The organism is Kitasatospora sp. SC0581 (assembly GCF_048159585.1).
Classification (GTDB): domain Bacteria; phylum Actinomycetota; class Actinomycetes; order Streptomycetales; family Streptomycetaceae; genus Kitasatospora.
The window spans coordinates 30,289-51,760 of sequence record NZ_JBLRWA010000014.1; the positions used below are offsets into that span (position 1 = coordinate 30,289).

The 21,472-nt window shown below is 75.5% G+C and carries 2 protein-coding genes; both read left to right on the forward strand.

Going from position 1 to position 21,472, the window contains the following annotated elements:
* The first annotated feature begins 6 nt into the window (after positions 1 to 6).
* Complete coding sequence (gene asnB, locus ACLWS4_RS21700) at positions 7 to 2,001, forward strand: asparagine synthase (glutamine-hydrolyzing) (RefSeq protein WP_416874948.1); 1,995 nt, start codon at positions 7 to 9, stop codon at positions 1,999 to 2,001.
* Positions 1,998 to 21,413 carry an SDR family NAD(P)-dependent oxidoreductase gene (locus ACLWS4_RS21705; protein WP_416874949.1) on the forward strand — a complete coding sequence of 6,472 codons (19,416 nt, stop codon included), beginning with the start codon at positions 1,998 to 2,000 and terminating at the stop codon, positions 21,411 to 21,413. Before asnB ends, ACLWS4_RS21705 begins: the two co-directional genes overlap by 4 nt.
* The last annotated feature ends 59 nt before the right edge of the window (positions 21,414 to 21,472 follow it).

The following is a 21,472-nucleotide window of genomic DNA, read 5'->3' on the forward strand; positions in this document are numbered from 1 at the left end:
ACTGCCATGTGCGGAATCGCCGGGTTCCTCGCGGACCCACCACTGACCGGAGCACCCGACGAGGTCATCACCTCGATGCTCTCGACCATCCGCCACCGCGGACCGGACCAGGCCGGCTACTACCTGGACGACGGGCTCGCGATGGGCACCGTACGGCTGGCGATCGTCGATCCCGCCGACGGCGCCCAGCCGATGTCGGACCCGACGGAGCGCTACTGGATCTGCTTCAACGGCGAGATCTACAACCACGTCGAACTGCGCGCGGAACTGGAGGGCCTGGGCCGCCCGTTCCGCACCGACCACTCCGACACCGAAGTCGCCCTCCAGGCCTGGATCCAGTGGGGCCCGGCCTGCTTCGCCCGCTTCAACGGCCCGTTCGCGCTCGCGATCAGGGACACCGCCACCGGCGGGCTCGTCCTGGCCCGCGACCGGTACGGCAAGCGCCCGCTGTACTACGCCGAGCACGGCGGCGCCCTCCTGTTCGCCTCCGAGGCGAAGGCCTTCGGCGCCTTCCCCGGCTTCCGCTTCGAGCTCTCCCCGCCGGACCTCGCGTCGATCTACGCGGTGTGGACGCCGCTGCCCGACCGCACGCCGTTCGCCGGCGTCCGCCAACTGCCCATGGGCTGCTACCTGGAGGCCGGCGGCGGCCTGCGCTCGCCGCGCGCGTACGAGGAACTCTCCTTCGACGTACCGGGCTTCGACGGCACCGGGCCGGAGGCGGTCGCGTTCGTCCGGGAGAGCCTGCGCACCGCGGTGGAGCTGCGCCTGCGCTCCGACGTGGAGGTCGGCGTCTACCTGAGCGGCGGCCTCGACTCCTCCGTGGTCACCAGCCTCGCCACGCAGCTGTCCCGGCACCAGGTCCGCACCTTCTCGGTGGCCTTCCGGGACAAGAACTTCGACGAGTCCGACAGCCAGCTGCTGGTCGCCGAGCACCTGGGCACCCTGCACTCCGCCCTCCCGGTCACCGGCGCGGACATCGCCGACAACCTCCCGTCGGCGGTGTACCACGCCGAGGTGCCCGCCTTCCGGACCTCCTTCGTCCCGATGTTCCTGCTCTCCCGCCACGTCCGCGACGCCGGCATCAAGACCGTGCTCAGCGGCGAGGGCTCCGACGAGGCCTTCCTCGGCTACTCCCTGTTCCGCGAGACCATGCTGCGCGAACGCTGGCACGGGCTCACCGACACCGAGCGGCGCGCCGGACTCGCCACCCTGCACCCGGAGCTGGCGCACTTCGGCCCGGCCCACCAGGGCCACCTGCTCGGCCTGTACCAGCAGTTCGCCACCGAGCGGCTGCCCGGCCTGTTCTCCCACGAACTGCGCTACCAGAACGGCAGGTTCGCGGCCCGGCTGCTCGCCTCCCGGGAGGACCCGTTCGCCGACCTGCTCGACCTGGTCGCCCGGGCGCCGGGCTACCAGGCCATGTCCGCGGTGCAGAAGGCCCAGTGGCTGGAGTACAAGACCCTGCTGCCCGGCTTCCTGCTCTCGACCCAGGGCGAGCGCGTCGCCCTGGCGCACAGCGTGGAGAACCGCTGCCCGTTCCTCGACCCGGCGGTGGTCCGGGCCGCCTCCGCGGTCAACCTCCGCTTCGACGACGGGTGGAACGAGAAGGCCGTCCTGAAGAAGGCGTTCCGCGCCGAGCTGCCGCAGTGGACCACGGACCGCCCCAAGCAGCCCTACCGCGCCCCGGGCAGCGAGGTGTTCAAGGAGCACCGCCCGGATTACCTGGAACTCCTCCTGTCCGACGCCGAGTTGGGCAAGCTCGACTTCCTGGACCAGCGGTTCGCCCGCCGCCTGACGGACCGCGTCATGGCCTCGCCCGCCGAGGACGTGAGCACCAAGGAGGACCAGGCCTTCGTCTACCTGCTCACCACCGCCGTGCTCCACCGGCAGTTCGTGCTCGACGGCGCCGGCCGGAACGGCGGATCGGCCGCCCCGGCGCTCGACCTGAAAGTGACCGTGGACCGGCGCCACGCCGTCCGGACCGGAAAGGAGGCCCGGTGACCACCGACGGCATCGCCATCATCGGACTCGCCCTGCGCTTCCCCGGGGCCGACACCCTCGCCACGCTCTTCGACCACCTCGCCGCCGGACGCTCCCTGATCACCGAGGTCCCGGCCGAACGGTGGTCCAAGGAACGCTACTTCGGGGACCCGCGCAACGGCGGCGAACGGACCAACAGCATCTGGGCCGGGTTCATCGAGGACGCGGACCGCTTCGACGCCGCCTTCTTCGCCATCTCCCCGCGCGAGGCCGAGACGATGGACCCGCAGCAGCGGTTCGCCCTCGAACTCGCCTGGAAGGCCGTCGAGGACGCGGGCTACCGCGCGAGCGAGCTCGCGGGCAGCCGCACCGGGGTCTTCATGGGCGTCTGCCACGCCGACTACGCCGAACTCATCGAACGCGACGACGTGGCGACCGACGCCTACTTCCCGACCGGAACGGCGTACTCGATCGTCGCCAACCGGCTCTCCTACCACTTCGACCTCCACGGCCCGAGCATCACCAACGACACCGCCTGCTCCAGCTCCCTGGTGTCCGTCTACGAGGCCGTGACCGCGCTCAACAACGGGGACTGCGACCTGGCGCTGGCCGGCGGCGTCAACCTGTGCTGGTCCCCGAAGCACTTCGTGGCCTTCAGCAAGGCCGGGATGCTCTCGCCCACCGGCCGGGCGCAGGCCTTCGACGAGGGCGCCGACGGGTTCGTCCGGGGCGAGGGCGGGGCGGTCCTGCTGCTCAAGCCGCTCGCCCGGGCGATCGCGGACGGCGACCCGGTCCACGGGGTGATCAAGGGCGTCGGCACCAACCACGGCGGCCGGACCAACTCGCTGACCGTGACCAGCCCGACCGCCCAGGCCGCGCTGATCGAGGACGTCTACACCCGGGCGGGCGTCGCGCCCGGCACCGTCGGCTACATCGAGGCGCACGGGCCGGGCACCCCGGTCGGCGACCCGATCGAGATCGTCGGCCTCAAGCGCGCCTTCCGCAACCTGCACGAGGCCGCCGGGACCGAACCCGACCCGGACACCACCGGCATCGGCTCGGTCAAGACCAACATCGGGCACCTGGAATCCGCCGCCGGGGTGGCGGGCATGGTGAAGGTCGTCGCCGCCATGACGGCCGGGGTACTGCCCGCGACCGTCAACTTCCGGAGCCTGAACCCGCTGATCAACCTGGCCGGCAGCCCCTTCTACATCGTCGACGGGACCCGGCCCTGGCCGGCCGTGGACGGCGCGCCCCGCCGGGCCGGCGTCAGCTCCTTCGGCTTCGGCGGGACCAACGCCCACGTGCTGATGGAGGAACCGCACCGCCGCACCTCCTCGGCCGGCGCTCCGGGCCCGTACGTCGTCCCGCTGTCGGCGCGCAGCCCCGAGCGGCTGCGGGTGCTCGCCGGACTGCTGCGCGAGCACCTGCTCGCGCCGGAGTCCGCGCTGCTGCCGCAGCAGTCGCCGGCCGACATCGCCCACACCCTGCGGGTGGGCCGCGAACCGCTGGCCGTCCGGGCCGCGCTCGTCGTCGCCGACCGGGACCAGCTCGTGGCCGCGCTGGGGACGCTGGTGTCCGGCGAGCTCCCGGCGGGCGAGGCCGCCAACCCCGCCGGCGCCGACCCCGAGCTGATGACCGCGGTCGCCGACTGGCTGGCGGGCGGCGACGCGAGCTGGCCGCACCACCCCGGCGCCCAGCGGGTGCGGCTGCCCACCTACCCGTTCGCGCGGGACCGGCACTGGTACCGCGTGCCGGAGCCCGTCGCCCCCGCCGCCACCGGGCAGCTGCACCCCCTCGTCCACCGCAACACCTCCGACCTGGCGCAGCAGCGCTACACCTCGACGTTCACCGGCGCCGAACCCTTCCTCGACGACCACCGGGTCGGCGGCCGGCGGGTGCTGCCCGCCGCCGCCTACGTCGAGATGGCCCGGGCCGCCGTGGCGCTCTCGGCCACCGGGACGGGGACCGTCCGGCTGCACGACCTGGCCTGGGTGCGGCCGATCACCGTCGACGAGGAACCCGTCGACGTCCAGGTCGAACTGACGCCCGGGGACCACGGCATCGCCGTCGCGTTCGTACGCGACGGCACGGAGCACGGCACCGGCCGCGCCGCACTCGTCCCGGCCGCGCCGCCGGCCCCGCTCGACCTGGCCGCGCTGCGCGCCTCCTGCCCGGACCCGGCCGAGCCCGACGCCGTCCACCGGCGGCTGCACGCCCAGGGCCTGGAGTACGGCCCGGCCATGCGCGCGCTGCGGGAGCTGCGCACCGGCCCGGACGGGGCACTCGCCCGCATCCGGCCGACCGAGCCCGAGGGAGCCGGACACCTGCTGCCGCCGAGCCTGCTGGACGCGGCCTTCCAGGTCTCCGTCACGCTGATGCCGGACACCGCCGGGCCGACCCTGCCGCTGGCCCTGGACGAGGTCCTGGTCCACGGGCCGTGCCCGGCCGAGAGCTGGGCCTGGATCCGGCGGACCGGCGGTTCCGGGGGTTCCGGGGCCTCCGGCGGCTCCGGCGCAGTGGCCACCTTCGACATCGACCTGTGCGACCACGAGGGCACCGTGCACGCCACGATCCGGGGGCTCGCCCAGCGCGCTACCGGCACCGGCACCGGCCCGCGGGTCGTCACCGCCACCACCCGGTGGACGGACCGGCCTGCCGTACCCGGCGGCCCGGCCCGCACCCCGCACACCCCGGAGCTGCCGGGCGTCGCCCCCTCGGCCCCGGCCGACGGCGTCGAGGCCGTGACGGACACGGTGTTCGCCGCCGTCCGGGAGCTGCTGCTCACCCGGCCCACCACCGAGCACCGGTTCGTGGTGCTGGTCGACGGGCGGGTCCCGGCGCACTTCCACCGGCCGCTGGCGGGGCTGTTCCGCACGGTGGCCCTGGAGAACCCGCTGGTCACCGGCCGGGTGGTGCGCGTCGACGGCCTGGAGGGCGCGGACCCGGCGACGATCGAGCGGATCGTCGCCGAGGAGTGCGCGGACGAGGGCGCCGACAGTGAGGTCCGCCGCCGGGCCGACGGGGTCCGGCAGGTGCTGGAGCCCGTCGACGCCCCGCTCGCGGCCGGCCCGGCCGTCCCGGAGCTGCGGACCGGCGGGGTGTACTGGATCACCGGCGGCCTGGGCGGCCTCGGTCCGCACCTGGCCCGCTACTTCGGCCGCGCCGGGGCCACGGTGGTGCTCAGCGGACGGTCCGCCACCGGCTCGCTCGCCGAGCTGCGCGCCGACGGCGTCGACGCCCACCACCTCCCGGTGGACGTGGCCGACGCCGAGGAGGTCCGGGCCGCGGTCGAGACGATCCTGCGCGACCACGGCTCGCTCGACGGCGTCGTCCACGCGGCCGGCGTCCTGCGCGACCAGTACCTGGTGCGCAAGGACCTGGCCGACGTCCGCACCGTGGGCGCGCCGAAGATCCGCGGCGCGCTCAACCTCGACGCCGCCACCCGCCACCTCGATCTGGACCACTTCGTGCTCTTCTCGTCGGTCGCCGGGGTGTACGGCAACCCCGGCCAGTCCGACTACGCCGCGGCCAACGCCTTCCTGGACGCGTTCGCCGCGCACCGGCAGTCCCTGGTCGACGCCGGCGAGCGCACCGGCCGTACCGTCGCGGTCAGTTGGCCGCTGTGGGCCGACGGCGGCATGACGATGGACGCGGCCGGCCGGGAGGCGATGCGCCGCGAGCGGGGCTGGGAGCCGCTGCCCACCGAGGACGGGCTGCGCGCGCTCGGCGGGGCGCTGCGCGCCGACGCCCCGGCGCACGTCGTGGTCGGCTACGGCGCGGGCGCCACGCTCGCGGCCCGAACCGCCGTACCGGCCCGAACCGCCGTACCGGGCACACCGGTTCGGAACGCCGCACCCGCCGGCCCGGTACCCGGCGGCGACGGCGGGGACCTGACCGAGCGGACCGAGGAACTGCTGCGGCGGATCGTCGCCGAGGTCCTCCGGCACCGGCCGGAGGACCTCGACCCGGCCACCGACCTCGTCGCGTACGGCATCGACTCGCTGAGCATCATGGGCGTGACCGCCGAGCTGGAGAAGCTGTTCGGGCCGCTGTCCAAGACCATCTTCTTCGAGTACCTCAACATCGCCGACGTCGCCGCCCACTTCGTGGAGTCCCGGCGGGAGCAGTTGGAGGCCGTCCTCGGCGGGGCGGTGCCGCAGGCCGAACCCGAGCCGGAGCCCGTCGAGGTACCCGCCCGGACCCCTGCCGCCGTCAGCGCCGCCTCTGCCGTCGAGGCCCCCGAGGCCCGCGCGGAGCCGTCCGGGCCGCACCGGGACCGCGACGACCGGCACGACATCGCGATCATCGGGGTCTCCGGGCGCTACCCCGGCGCCGACACCCTCGACGAGCTGTGGGAGCTGCTGGAGAACGGCCGGCACAGCTTCACCGAGGTCCCCGCCGACCGCTGGGACCACCGCGTCGTCCACGACAGCGACCGGGCCGTGCCCGGCAAGAGCGTGATCCGGACCGGGACCTTCCTGCGCGACATCGACGCCTTCGACCCCCGGTACTTCCGGATCTCCAAGCGCGAGGCCGAGCAGATGTCCCCGGAGGTGCGGCTGTTCCTCCAGGCCGGCGTGCAGGCGCTGGAGGACGCGGGCTACTCCCGGGAGACCATCCGGCGCCGCTACCAGGGCGACGTCGGCGTGCTCGTCGGGACGATGAGCAACCACTACAACCTGTACGGCTTCCAGAACAGCCTCACCCGCGGCGCCCCGCAGAGCGGCAGCTACACCGGGACGATCCCGAACATGCTGTCCTACTTCTACGGCCTGACCGGGCCGTCGATCTTCGTGGACACCATGTGCTCGGCCTCCTCGACCTGCGTCCACCAGGCCGTGCAGATGCTGCGGGCCGGCGAGTGCCGGATGGTGGTCGCGGGCGGCATCAACCTGCTGCTGCACCCGTACAACCTGATCACCTCCTCGCAGGAGCACTTCACCACCGGCACCTCCGACGTGATCCGCAGCTTCGGCGTCGGCGTGGACGGCACCATCCTCGGCGAGGGCGTCGGCGCGGTGGTGCTCAAGCCGCTGGTCGACGCGGAGCGCGACGGCGACCACGTGTACGCCGTGATCAAGGGCACCGCCCTGTCCAACGCCGGTGTGCGCAACGGCTTCACCGTGCCGAGCCCCGGCATGCAGGCCCGCGCGATCGAGAAGGCCGTCGAGGACGCCGGGATCGACCCGAGGACGATCGGCTACGTCGAGGGCCACGGCTCGGGCACCGCCCTGGGCGACCCGATCGAGGTCCGCGCCCTCACCTCGGCGTTCCGGAAGTACACCGAGGACCGGCAGTTCTGCGCGCTCGGCTCGGTCAAGGCCACCATGGGCCACCTGCTCGCCGCCGCCGGGATGGTGGGCCTGGCGAAGGTGCTGCTCCAGCTGCGGCACGGCAAGCTGGTGCCGTCGCTGCACAGCACGGAGCTCAACCCGGACATCGACTTCGCGGACACCCCGTTCCGGGTGCAGCAGACCCTCGCCGACTGGCAGCCGGTCGTCACCACGGTCGACGGCCGGGAGGTCGTCCACCCGCGCCGGGCCGGCCTCACCTCGATCGGCGCCGGCGGCATGAACTCCCACATCATCCTGGAGGAGTACCCGCCGCGGCCGGTGCGCCAGGAGCCCTTCGGCGAGCAGCTGTTCGTGTTCTCCGCCATGAACGAGGACGCCCTCGGACGCCACCTGGCCGTCTTCCGCGACCACCTCGCCGGGGCCCGCGAGGCCGACCTCCCCGACATCGCCTTCACCCTGCGGGTCGGCAGGAACGAACTGCCGCACCGCTGGGCCTTCGTGGCCGCCGACAGGGCGGCCGCCCTGGCCGCCCTGGACGGCTGGGCGGCGGGCCGCCGGGACCTGCCGGAGCACGAGATCGCCCGGACCTGGCTCGCGGGCCGCAGCGTCGACTGGGACCGGCTGCCCGCGGCCCGGCGGGTCCCGCTGCCCCCGTACCCCTTCGACCGGGTGCGCTGCTGGGTCGAGGTGGACGAGGACGCGCCGACCGTGCTCGCCCCGCTGGCCCACCGCGAGCGGCTGCACCCCTTCCTGGGGCGCAACGAGTCCGACGTCCACGGCCTGCGCTACACCGCGGACCTGCGGCTCGACGACCTCCAGGACTACACCTACCGCCAGGACGGGCTCCCCGTGGTGGTGTCCACCTTCGCCGTGGACCTCGCGCTCGCCACCGCCAAGGTCAGCGGGTACGCGGCCGAGCCGGCCGTGCACGACCTGCGGGTGCTGCGGCCGGTCGACTGGTCGGCCACCGACCGCCTCGTCACGGAGTTCGCCGACGGCCACGGCCTGGTGCGGGCCGGGGACGGGCCGCCGGCCGTCGAGTTCACCGTCCGGGCGGCCGACGCGCCCACCGGCCGGATCGACCTCACCGGCCTGCGGCAGGTGCTGGACCGGGCGGGCCTCCTGGCCGAACTGGCCGAGGGCGGCGTCGTCCCCCGGGCCGCCTCCTGCGCCGTCGACGCGGTGTCCGCCGCCCCGGACGGCAGCACCGTCCTGCACCTGTCCCGCCCCGGCGTCCAGCAGGACCACGTCCGGCGGAACGTGACCGTCGAACCGTCCGTCCTCGCGGCGATCGCCCTGGGCGTGCAGTGGACGGCCCGCCGGGCCGGGCACCCGGACTGGCAGCGGGTCGCGCCGCACCGGATCGACCGGGTCACCGTCCGGTCCGGCGGGCCGGTCGCCCACGTCCTCCTCGGCGCCGACCGGATCCTCCTGGCCGACGCTTCGGGCGAGGTCCTCGGCGCGCTGGAGGGCGTGCTGTGCGGCACCGGGGGGACGCCACCGGCGGCCCGGCGGGCCCCCCGGCCCGCCGTACTCCGCCCCGAGCCGGGTACTCCCGCGCCGGCGGAGGGCACGTCCGGACCTTCGGGTGCGGACGGGGTCGTGGAGGTGCTGCGCGAGATCGCGGCGGGGCTGCTGAAGTTCGAGCCGGAGGAGCTCGACCCCCGGACCGGCATGGACGAGTTCGGCTTCGACTCGATCTCGCTGGTGTACTTCGCCAAGCAGATCGAGGAGCGCTTCGGCGCCAAGGTCAGCCCGGCCGTGTTCTTCGACCTCAGCACCCTGGAGGCGCTGGGCGCCCACCTGGTCGCGGAGCACGGGGCCTCGGCCGCGCCGCGCCGCCCGGCGGCCCGCCCCGCGACCGTCCCGGCCGCCGTCCCCGCGACCGCCGCCGTGACAGCCTCCGCGACGGCCCCCGCCACCGGGCGCCGGCCCCTCCCGGACCGGCCCGGGAGGGCCCCGGACACGCCGATCGCCGTGATCGGCGCGGCCGGACGCTTCCCCGGCGCCCGCGACCTCGGCGAGTTCTGGGCGAACCTGCTGGCCGGGCGGGACTCCGTCACCGCCTTCCCGCTGGACCGCTACGACGAGGAGCAGCGCCGGGCCATCACCGCCCTGGACTTCCCCCGGCGGATGGGCGCCCTCGACGAGGTCGACGCCTTCGACGCGGCGTTCTTCCGGATCCTGCCGCGCGAGGCCGAACTGATGGACCCGCAGCACCGGCTGGTGCTGGAGACGGTGTGGCAGGCACTGGAGGACAGCGCCCACCGCCCGAGCGAACTCCCCTCCAACACCGGGGTGTTCATCGGCGTCACCAACAACGACTACGCGACCCTGCTCAGCACCCGAGGGGTGCGGCCGGACGCCTTCACCGCGACCGGCACCAACCACTCGATCCTGGCCAACCGCATCTCCTACCTGCTCGACGTGCGCGGCCCGAGCGAGCCCATCGACACCGCCTGCTCCAGCTCGCTGGTGGCGGTGCACCGCGCCATGGAGGCCATCCGGTCCGGCGCCTGCGACCTGGCGATCGCGGGCGGGGTGAACGTCCTGCTCGACGCCGGCACCTTCGTCAGCGCCCACCGCGCGGGGATGCTCAGCCCGGACGGCCTGTGCCGCACCTTCGACGCCGACGCGAACGGCTACGTGCGCGGCGAGGGCGTCGGGGCCGTCGTCCTCAAGCCGCTGGCGGCGGCCGAGCGGGACGGCGACGCGATCCTCGGCGTGCTCCGGGGCAGCGCCTACAACCACGGCGGACGGGCCAACTCGCTCACCGCGCCGAACGCCGACGCCCAGGCCGAGCTGGTCACCGCGGCCGTCGGCGACCTCGACCCGGACACCATCGGCTACATCGAGACCCACGGCACCGGCACGGCCCTCGGCGACCCGGTCGAGGTCCGCGCGCTGCGCACGGCCTTCCGCCGACTCGGCCGCAGCGACGACGGCGCGTGCGGCCTGGGCTCGGTCAAGACCAACATCGGGCACCTGGAGTCCGCCGCCGGCATCGCCGGGCTGCTGAAGGTGCTGCTCTCGCTCCGGCACGGGGTGCTGCCCGCGAACCGGCACCTGCGGCGGGTCAACCCGTTCGTCGAACTCGACGACGGGCCCTTCCACCTGGTCCGGGAGAACGAGCCCTGGCCGCGTCCGCGCGACCGCGACGGCCGGGACGGGCCGAGGCGCGCCGGGGTGAGCAGCTTCGGCTTCGGCGGCGTCAACGCCCATGTCGTGGTCGAGGAGTACGTCCCGGTCCGGGCGGACCGGGCGGAGCCCGCCGGGGACGTCCTGGTGCCGCTCTCGGCGCGCACCCCGGGGCAGTTGACCGACCGGGCCCGGGACCTGCTGGCCTTCCTGGAGCGGTCGGAGGGGGTGTCCCTGCGCTCGGTCGCCTGGACCCTCCTGGCCGGCCGGGAGGAGATGGCCGAGCGGATCGCCTGGACGGTGTCCAGCGTGGCCCAACTCGCCGACCGTCTGCGGGCGTTCGTCGCCACCGGCGACCGGGGCGAGGCCGCCGGTCCGGCGGCGCGCTGGCTCGCGGGCGAGGCCCTCGACCGGTCGGCCTGGACCGGCGGAGCGACGCCCGGCCGGGTGCACCTGCCCGGGTACCCCTTCGCCCGGGACCGCTTCTGGCACCCGGAGGCCGAGCCCGCCCCGGCGCCCGCCCAGGCGCCCGTCGCGGCACCGGACACCGAAGCGGCCGCCGCCCCGGAGGCCGTCACGGTCCTGTCCGTCCCGGCCTGGGCTCCGGCCCCCGCCGCACCGGGCCGCCGCCACGACCGCCGCGCGGTCGTGCTGTGCGGGGTCGACGGCGACGTCCCCGGGGCGATCCGGCTGGAGACCGCCAAACAGCGGCCGGAGAGCCGGCTCCGCGACCTGTCCTGGCAGCTGCTGGAGACCGTCCGGGGCCTGGCGGCCGAGGAGGGCACGGTGCTGGTCCAGGTGGTCACGGACACGGCGGCCCTGGCCGGCCTGCTGCGCTCGGTGGCCAAGGAGGACCCCGGGGTCCTCGGCCAGGTGATCGTCCTGGACGGCGCCGCGGGCGTCGACCCGGCCACCGCGGTCACGGAGAACGCCGACGGCGCGGACGACCTCGTCCGCTACCGCCACGGCGTCCGGCAGACCCTCGGCTGGACCCCCGTCGCTCCCCCGGCCACCGGCTCCGCCCCGCCGTGGCGGGACGGCGGCGTCTACCTCGTCACCGGCGGCGCCGGCGGCATCGGCGCCGCGACGGCCCGCCGGATCGCCGCCGACGTCCGACAGCCCACCCTCGTCCTCGCGGGCCGGTCGCCGGCCGACGAGCGGGTGGAGGCGCTGCTGGCCGACCTGCGGCAGGCCGGCGCGGTCGCGCGCTACGTGCGGGCCGACCTCTCGCGCTGGGAGGAGGTCCGCCACCTCGTCGCCGAGGCGGGCGAGGTCACCGGGGTGGTGCACGCCGCCGGAGTGGTCCGCGACGCCCTGCTCGCGGAGAAGACCGCGGCGCAGTGGGAGGAGGTGCTCGGCGCCAAGGCGGACGGCCTCGTCCACCTCGACCGGGCCACCGCGCACTGCCCGCTGGAGTTCGTCCTGGCCTACTCCTCCGGCGCCGCCGTCACCGGCAACCCCGGGCAGAGCGACTACGCGGCCGCCAACGCCTTCCTCGACGAGTTCGCCGCCTCCCGGAACGCGGCGGTCACCCGGGGGGAACGGCGGGGCCGGACGCTCTCGGTGGCCTGGCCGCTGTGGCAGGACGGCGGCATGACCGTCGACGACCGCACCCTGGCCTACCTGCGGGAGGACCGGGGGCTGGTACCGATGCCGACGCCGACGGGCCTCGCCGCCCTGGTCGACGCCTGGCACACCGGGGCGGACCGGGTGTGGGTGCACCACGGCTCGCCCGCCCCGGCCGCTGCTCCTGCCGCTGCCGCTCAGCCCGCGCCCGCACCGTCCGGGGGCCGCACCGCGGACCGCGCCGTGCTGGACCACCTGCGGGAGGTCTTCGCGGAGGTCAGCAAGCTGCCCCCGCAGGCGGTGGACCCGGACCGGCCGTTCGTCGACATCGGTCTCGACTCGGTGATGGTGATCCAGCTCAACCGTGCGCTGGCCCCGTTCTACCCCGAGGCCTCCTCGACCCTGTTCTACGAGCAGCCGACCCTGCGGGCGGTGGCCGCCCGGCTCGGCGGCGCGCACCGCCCGGAGTCCGTACCGCAACCCGTACCGGAGCGGGCGACCGGGCCCGCCCCGGCGGCCCCCTCGGGACGGACCGTCCCCGCCGGGGAACCCGCCGTCGGACGTGCCGCCGGGCACGCCGCCGGCCCCGACGAGCCGATCGCCGTCATCGGGCTGAGCGGCCGCTACCCGGGCGCCGCCGACCTGGGCGAGTTCTGGGAGAACCTCAGGGCCGGCCGCGACAGCGTCCGCGAGATCGACCGGTGGCCGCTGGACGGCTTCTTCGAACCGGACCGCACCACCGCCGCGACCACCGGGCGCAGCTACAGCAAGTGGGGCGGGTTCCTGGACGGCTTCGCCGACTTCGACCCGAGGTTCTTCGGCATCGCCCCGCGCGACGCCTACGCGATGGACCCGCAGGAGCGGCTGTTCGTCCAGGCCGCCTGGGAGGTGCTGGAGGACGCCGGGTACACCCGCGCCCGCCTCGCCGAGCAGCACGACCACCGGGTCGGGGTGTTCGCCGGCGTCACCAAGGTCGGGCACGCCCGGCACCCTGCGGGCCGGCTGCCCTCGGGCGAACTCGTCGTCCCCGGGCTGTCGTTCGCCTCGCTGAGCGCCCGGGTCTCCTACCTGCTCGACCTGCGCGGGCCGAGCCTGACCGTGGACACCATGTGCTCGGCCTCGCTGACCGCGATCCACGAGGCCTGCGAGCAACTCCGCAGCGGCGCCTGCGAGGTCGCCCTGGCCGGCGGCGCGAACGTCTACACCCACCCGCTGGACTACGTCGAGCTGTGCCGCTCCGGCATGCTCTCGCCCGACCGGTACTGCCGCAGCTTCGGCGCCGGCGGCCACGGGTTCGTCCCGGGCGAGGGCGTCGGCTGCGTGCTGCTCAAGCCGCTGTCCCGGGCCCTGGCCGACGGGGACCGGGTGCTGGGCCTGATCCGCGCCACCGGCGTCAACCACGGCGGGCGCAGCACCGGTTACACCGTGCCGAGCCCGACCGCCCAGGCCGCGCTGATCCGTCAGGTGCTCGACCGGGCCGGCGTCTCGGCGCGGCAGGTCGGGTACGTCGAGGCGCACGGCACCGGCACCGAGCTGGGCGACCCGATCGAGGTCGCCGGCCTGGCCGCGGCGTTCCGGCAGGACACCGAGGACCGCCAGTACTGCGCGCTCGGTTCGGTGAAGTCCGGCATCGGGCACCTGGAGGCCGCCGCCGGCGTGGCGGGCCTCACCAAGGTGCTGCTGCAGCTCGGGCACCGGGAACTGGTCCCCACCCTGAACGCCGAACAGCCCAACCCGAACATCGACTTCGGGTCGTCCCCCTTCCGGCTCCAGCGCGAAGCGGCGCCCTGGCACAGCGAGGGCCCGCGGATCGCGGCGGTGTCCTCCTTCGGTGCCGGCGGCTCCAACGCGCACGTGATCGTCGAGGAGTACCCCGTGCAACCCGCAGACGGCACCGAGGACGGCGCCGAACACGTCGTCGTCCTCTCCGCCCGGACCCCCGACCGACTCGCCGCCTCCGTCGACCGGTTGGCCGCGTTCCTCGACCGGGCCCCGGACACCCCGCTGGCCGACCTCGCGTACACCCTCCAGGTGGGACGGGAGGCGATGGCCGAGCGGTACGCGGTCGTGGTCTCCTCCACCGGGGAGCTGCGGGACGCGCTGCGCGAGGGCCGGGGGCTCCGGGGCAGCGCGGGGACGGCGCCCGACGGGCTGCTCGCGGAACTCACCGCGGACGGCGAGCTCCAGGAGCTGCTCGTCCGGCGGTGGAGCGCCGCCGGGGAGCTGTCCAAGGTCGCGGCCCTGTGGGCGTCCGGCGTCGCGATCGACTGGCGCGGCACGCACCGGGAGGCGCGGCGGACCATCGCCCTGCCCACCTATCCGTTCGCCGCGGAACGGTTCTGGATCGGCGACCTGGCCCGGTCCGGGGATGTTCCCCCCGCAGCACCCGTTCCCCCCGCGGCCGCCGAACCGGTCGACCTGGACGACCTGGCCGGTCTTGACGAACCGGCCGAACCGGCGGACGACCTGGCCGACCTGGACGGGCTGGTGCCCGCGCTGGTGCGGGAGAAGGTCGCCGCCGCCCTCGCGATGGACACCGGCGAGGTCCTCGACGGGTCGGCGTTCGCCGATCTGGGCCTGGACTCCATCCTCGCCGTCCGGCTGGTCCACGAGCTCAACACCGCGCTCTCGCTGGACCTTTCGACCACCGTGGTCTTCGACCACAGCACGGTCGACCGGCTGGCCGCGCACCTGCTCGCCGAGCACCGGGACGCCATGGTGCCCGCCCGGACCGACGGCGGGGCCCGGCCCTCGGCCACGCTCGACGCCACACCGGGCGCCGCGCCTGACGCCGCACCGAACGCCGGAGCCGCCCCCGGCCCGGTGGACCGCGGCCCGATCGCGGTCGTCGGCATGAGCGGCCGGTTCGCGGGCACCGGCTCGCTGGACGAGCTGTGGACGCGGCTGGAGAACGGGGACGACCTGGTCACCGACGCCACCCGCTTCCGCCTCGACGGCCTGAGCGCGTGCACCCGGGGCGGGTTCCTCGACCGGATCGACGAGTTCGACGCGCTGTTCTTCAACATCTCCGGCACCGAGGCCGCCGCGATGGACCCCCAGCAGCGGCTGCTGCTGGAGGAGTCGTGGAAGGCCCTGGAGGACGCCGGGTACGCCGGCCGGATGGACCGGCGGCCGTGCGGCGTGTACGTCGGCGCCTGGGCCGGGGACTACCTGGAGCTGCTCGACGGGGACGCGCCGGCGCAGGCCCTGTGGGGCAACATGGCCTCGGTGATCCCGAGCCGGGTCAGTTACGCCCTGGACCTCAAGGGCCCGGCGATCGCCGTCGACACCTCCTGCTCCAGTTCGCTGGTGGCGCTCGACCTGGCGTGCAAGGACCTCTGGTCCGGCGAGACCTCGATGGCCCTGGCCGGCGGGGTGTTCGTCCAGTCCACGCCGCGGCTGTACGGGCTCGCGGGCCGCGCGGGGATGCTCTCCCCGAGCGGGCGCTGCCACAGTTTCGACCACCGGGCGGACGGGTTCGTCCCCGGTGAGGGCGTCGGGGTGGTGGTGCTCAAGCGGCTCGCCGACGCGCTGGCGGACGGGGACCACGTCCACGGCGTGATCACCGCCGTCGGGGTCAACCAGGACGGCGCCACCAACGGCATCACCGCCCCGAGTTCGGTCTCCCAGGAGAGCCTGATCAGCGGGCTGTACGAGCGGGCCGGCGTCGACGTGGAGCGGATCGGCCTGGTCGAGGCGCACGGCACCGGCACGCCGCTGGGCGACCCGATCGAGTTCCGGGCCCTGGACCGGGTCTTCCGCGCCCGGACCGACCGCGCCGAGTACTGCGCGCTGGGCTCGGTGAAGACCACGATCGGGCACGCCCAGTTCGCCGCCGGCATCGCGGGCGTGCTGAAGGTCCTGCTGGCGCTCAGGCACCGGCGGATCCCCGCCGCGCTGAACTTCGAGACCGCCAACGAGGCGGTCCCGCTGGCCGGCAGCCCGTTCTACGTCAACACCCGGACCCGTGACTGGGCGGCCCCCGCCGCCGGCCCGCGCTGCGGCGTGGTGAGCTCCTTCGGGGCCAGCGGCACCAACGCCCACGTCGTCATCGAGGAGGCGCCGTCGGCCGAGCGGCCCCCGGCGCCGAGGGCGGACCACCCCGTGGTCCTGTCCGCCCGGACGGAGCAGCAGCTCGCCGAGCAGCGGCGCCGGCTCGCGGCGCACCTGCGCGCCCACCCCTCGGTGGAGCTGCGCGACCTCGCCCACACGCTGTGGGTCGGCCGGAAGCGGTTCGAGCACCGCTTCGAGTGCCTGGTGGGCGACACCGCCGAACTGGTCGCGGTGCTCGACGGCATCGCGCCCGCCCGTCCGGTCGGGGACGCGCCGGCCCCGGCCGGGGGACGCCTCGTCCCGCTGCCGACCTACCCGTTCGCCCCGGACCGGCACGGGCCGGCGGCGGGCCGCGACCGCGACCACGACCGCGACCACGACCGCGTCACGCTGTCCCGTACGGACGGGCTGCTGCGGGACCACGTCGTGCAGGGCCGGCACATCCTGCCCGCCGTCGCCCATCTGGAACTGGCCCGTCGGGCCCTGGGCGGCACCCGCGTCCGGATGACCAACGTGACGTGGGTCCGGCCGCTGGAGGTCGGGCCGGAACCCGTCGAGGTGCTGGTCGACCTGCGCACCGACGCCCGCGGCGGCCGGCGGTTCACGCTGTCGACCGGCGGGACGGTCCGCAGCGAGGGCACCCTGGCCCCCTCCGACGCCCCGCGCCCGGCCCGGGTGGACCTCGCCGCGCTGCGCGCGCGGTGCCCGGAGACGGTGCCCGGCGAACGGATCCACCAGGCCCTGCGGTCGATGGGCATCGAGCACGGCCCGAGCCTGCGGGCCGTCCGGCAGGCGCACGTGGGCCCCGACACGGTGCTCGCCGACCTGGTCCTGCCCGACGCGGCCGAGCCGGGCGCGCTCACCCCGGCCCTGCTGGACTCGGCGATCCAGGCCACCGTCGCGGCGCACCTGACCGAACTGCGGGACACCGCCGTGCCGTTCGCGCTGGAGCGGCTCGAGCTGTTCGCCCCCTGCACCCCGGCCATGACGGCCGTGGTGCGGGGCCTGGCGGCCGGGCCGCTCGGCCGGCTCGACATCGATCTGGTGGACGAGGACGGCGAGGTCCGGGTACGGCTGGTCGGCTACAGCTCCCGCCGGACCGGGAGCCGCACCGAACCCCGCCCGGAGGCCCCTACCGGAACGGCCGGCGCGGACCGGCCCGAGCCCGCCGTCGAAGGCGCCATCGAGGCCGCCGTCGAAACCGCCGTCGAACCGGCCCTCTACGCCCCGGTCTGGGACCCGATCCCCGCGGACGGCCCCCCGGTGCCCTCCGGCGCCGACCGCGTCCTGGTCGTCGGCGGCCCGGCCCCGCTCGACGGCGCGCTCCACTGGCCGCTGCCGGCCTCGGCGAGCGTCGAGGAGGCCACCGCAGCGCTGCGCGGACTCGGACCGGTCGACCACCTGGTGTGGGCCGCCCCCGAGGCCGACCTCGCGCCCACCGACGCCGCCGGCTACACCGCCGCGCAGGAGGACGGGGTGGTCGCCGCGTTCCGCCTGGTGAAGGCGCTGGTCGCGGCGGGCTACGACGCCAGGCCGCTCGGGATCACCCTGGTGACGACCCGTGCGCTCGCCACCCACGCGGACGACGAGGTCCAGCCCGCGCACGCCGGGCTGCACGGCCTGTTCGGCTCGCTGGGCCGGGAGTACGGCAACTGGACCGTCCGCCGCGTCGACCTGGACGGCTCCGGCTGGCCCGCGGACCTCACCGCCCTGCCCGCCCAGTCCCCCGACGACGCCTGGGTCCGGCGGACCGGCCAGTGGCTGGCTCGCCGCTGGGCCCCGTGCGAGGCCCCGGAGCGGCCGGTGTACCGGGAGGGCGGCGTGTACGTCGTCATCGGCGGCGCCGGCGGGCTGGGCTCCGCGTGGACCCGGCACGTCGTACGGAACCACGGCGCCCACGTCACCTGGATCGGCCGCCGGGCGCACGACGCCACCGTGGCGGACCGGATCCGCTCCGCCGGAGGCCCGGAGCACGTCCGCTACCTCCAGGCCGACGCCGGCGACCCGGCCGCGCTGCGCCGGGCCCTGGCCGAGGTCAGGCGCCGCCACCCGCGGGTGCACGGCGTCGTCCAGGCGGCGCTGGTGCTGCGGGACAGCACCGTCGCGCGGATGGACGAGGCCGACCTGCGCGCCGCGCTGGCCGCCAAGGTCGACGTGACGACCGCCATGGCCGAGGCCTTCGACGGCGAACCGCTCGACTTCGCGGTCCTGCTGTCCTCCATGCAGTCCTTCACGACCGCCGCCGGCCAGGGCAACTACGCGGCCGGCTGCACCTTCAGCGACGCCTACGCGCACGCCCTCGGGCAGCACTGGGACGCCCCGGTCCGGGTCATGAACTGGGGCTGGTGGGGCGGACTCGGGAGCGTCACCTCCGAGTTCTACCGGGAGCGGATGACCCGGGTCGGGCTGGTGTCGATCGAACCGCCGGAGGGGCTCGCCGCCCTGGCCGCCCTGCTCGGCGGCCCGCAGCGGCAGCTCGCCTACGTCCGCACCGACCGGCGCAACACCCTGCCCAACTTCGACCGCGCCACCCGGGTCTCCGCGCACGGCCCGGCCGTCCTGCCGCGCCCCGGCACGCTGCCGGCCGGCGTCGACGAGACGGACGCCGCCCTGGACGAGGTCGTCCGGTGGCGGCGGGCCGAGCGGGACCCGTGGCTCGCCAAGGTCCTCGCCGCCCAGCTGGCCGACGTCGACCGCGCGGCGGTCCTGCCGCAGTACGCCCAGTGGTGGGAGCACGCCCAGCGGCTCCTGGTGCCGGCGGAGCCCGCGGACCAGGTGCTGGCCCGGTGGGAGCGGCAGTGCGCCCGGTGGTCCGCGGACCCCGACCGGGCGGCGGAGCTGCGCCTGGCCGCGGCCATGCTCGGGGCCCTGCCCGGGATCCTGACCGGCCGCGTCCGGCCCACCGACGTGATGTTCCCGCGCGGCTCCATGGAGCTGGTGGAGGGCTGCTACCGCGACAACCGCGCCGCCGACCTGTTCAACCGCGCCATGGCCGCCACCGCCGCCGGCCTGGTCGCCGACCGGCTGCGCCGCGACCCGGGCGCCCGGCTGCGGATCCTGGAGGTCGGCGCGGGCACCGGCGGCACCAGCGTGGGGATGTTCGCCGCCCTCCAGCCGTACCGGGACAGCATCGAGCGCTACGTCTACACGGACGTCTCCAAGGCCTTCCTGAACCACGCCCGGGCCTCGTACGGGCCGGAGGTCCCGTACCTGGACTGCCGACTGCTCGACATCGAACGGCCGCTGGCCGGGCAGGAGGTCGCCGAGGGCGCCTTCGACCTGGTCATCGCCGCGAACGTGCTGCACGCGACCAAGGACACCCGCAACACCCTGCGCAATGCCAAGGCCGCGCTGCGGCCCGGCGGTTGGCTGCTGCTGAACGAGCTCTCGGCGTTCGACCTGTTCAGCCACGTGACCTTCGGCCTGCTGGAGGGCTGGTGGCTGTTCGACGACCGGTCGCTGCGGATCCCCGGCTCGCCGGCGCTGTCGCCCGGGAACTGGCGGGACGTGCTGGCCGGTGAGGGCTTCCGCACCGTCGTGTTCCCGGTGTCCCGGGCGCTCCCGCTGGGGCAGCAGGTGATCGCGGCGGAGAGCGACGGGGTGGCCCGGCAGCGGGTGCCGGCGGCACCGGCGGCACCGGCGGGAGGCGGACGGGAGACGTCCGCGGCGCCCGACCGGCGCTCGCCGGCCCGGGCCGTCGACACCCCGCCGACCCGGCCGCAGGCGCCCTCCGTCGACCCCCGACCGCAGGCGCCCGCCGTCGACCCCCGGCCCGCCCGGCCCGTCGACAGCCGGCCCGTCGACCCCCGGCCCGCCCGGCCGGTGGACACCCTGCCCGCCCGGCCGCCGGCCGATCCGGCGGCGCTGGTCCTGGCCAAGGCGGCGACCGTGCTCGGCATCCCGGCCGAGCGGATCGACTCCTCGGCCCCGCTCACCGACTACGGCCTGGACTCGATCCTGGTCCTCCAGCTCACCAACGCCCTGCGCGAGGACTTCGGCGAGGACGTCTCCCCCACCCTGCTGTTCGAGGCCGAGAGCGTCGACGCCCTCTGCGCCCGCCTCGCCGGCACCCCCGACACCACCGGCGCCCCCGACAGCACCGGCACCACCGGTGAACCCGGCCGGCGCTGGGCGCTGTCCCGCGGCCAACTGACCATGTACCGGGACCAGGTGCGCTGCCCGGACTCCGTCGCCTACCACCTCCCGCTCCTGTTCGAGGTCCACGGCGACCCGGACGAGGCCGCGCTGGAACGCGCGGTCCGGGAGCAGGCCCGGATCCACCCGCTGCTGGGCGCGGTGGTCGCCGAGCGGGACGGCGTCCCGTACCTGGACGTCGATCCGGCCCGGGGCCCCTCCTTCGAACGGGTCGACCTCACGCCCACCACGCGGGACGGCCGGCTGGCCGCGCTGCGCGAACTGGTCGGCGCGCCCTTCGACCTGGCCGCCGGTCCGCTGGTCCGGGCGCACCTGGCCGCCCTGCCCGACGGCCGCCGGCTGCTGCTGGTCACCGCGCACCACATCCTGCTGGACGGGACCTCGACGGCCCTGCTGGTCCGCACCCTCAAGGACGCCTACCGGGGCCGGGGACGGCTGCGGAGCGCCGAGTTCGGCGACTACACCGCCTGGGAGGAGGAGCTGCTGGCCGGCCCGCGCGGGCAGCGGCACCGGGACCACTGGCTGGCCGAACTGGCCGGCGCGGACGGGCGGTTGGACCTGCCGTACGACCGCCCGCCGGTCCCGGGGCGGCTGCCGCGCGCGGACGTGGTCGTGACCCGGCTGCCGCGGGAGCTGGCCGACGCGGTCGCCACGACGGCCAGGAGCCACCGGGTCAGCGCCTCGACCGTGCTGCTCGCCGGCTACACCCGCTTCCTCCACCGGGTGACCGGCCAGGACGACCTGATCGCGGGGGTCACCACGGCCGCCCGCTACGAGGAGCGGTTCCAGGACGTCGTCGGCCAGTTCGCGAACTGCCTGCCGATCCGGTCCACCGCCACGGAGGACGTCGCCGGGCTGCTTCGCTCCCTCCACCGCCGGGTGCTGGCCGGGATCGAGCACGGCGCCTACCCGCTGGCCGAGATCGTCCGGGCCCGGGGCGACGGGGACGGACCGCTGGTGCGGACCAACTTCCTGTTCCAGAACTTCGACGGCGCGGAGCTGCTGACCAACGGGGCGCCCACCGCTCCCGGCGACCTGGACCTCCGGGCCTTCGACGACCTGCCCTACCCGGGGGAGTATCCCCTCGCCCTGGAGGTCTACCGGGACGAGGACGGCTACAAGGCCTTCCTGAAGTACGACACCCGACTGTTCGAGGAGGCCACCGCCCGGTGGCTGGCGGACGACTGGCTGGCGGCCCTCCGGGAGGTCGTGGCCGGCCGGTAGCGGGGCCGGTGTCCCCGCCGCCGGGCGGGGACACCGGAGGGCCGGGCCCGCGGCACACG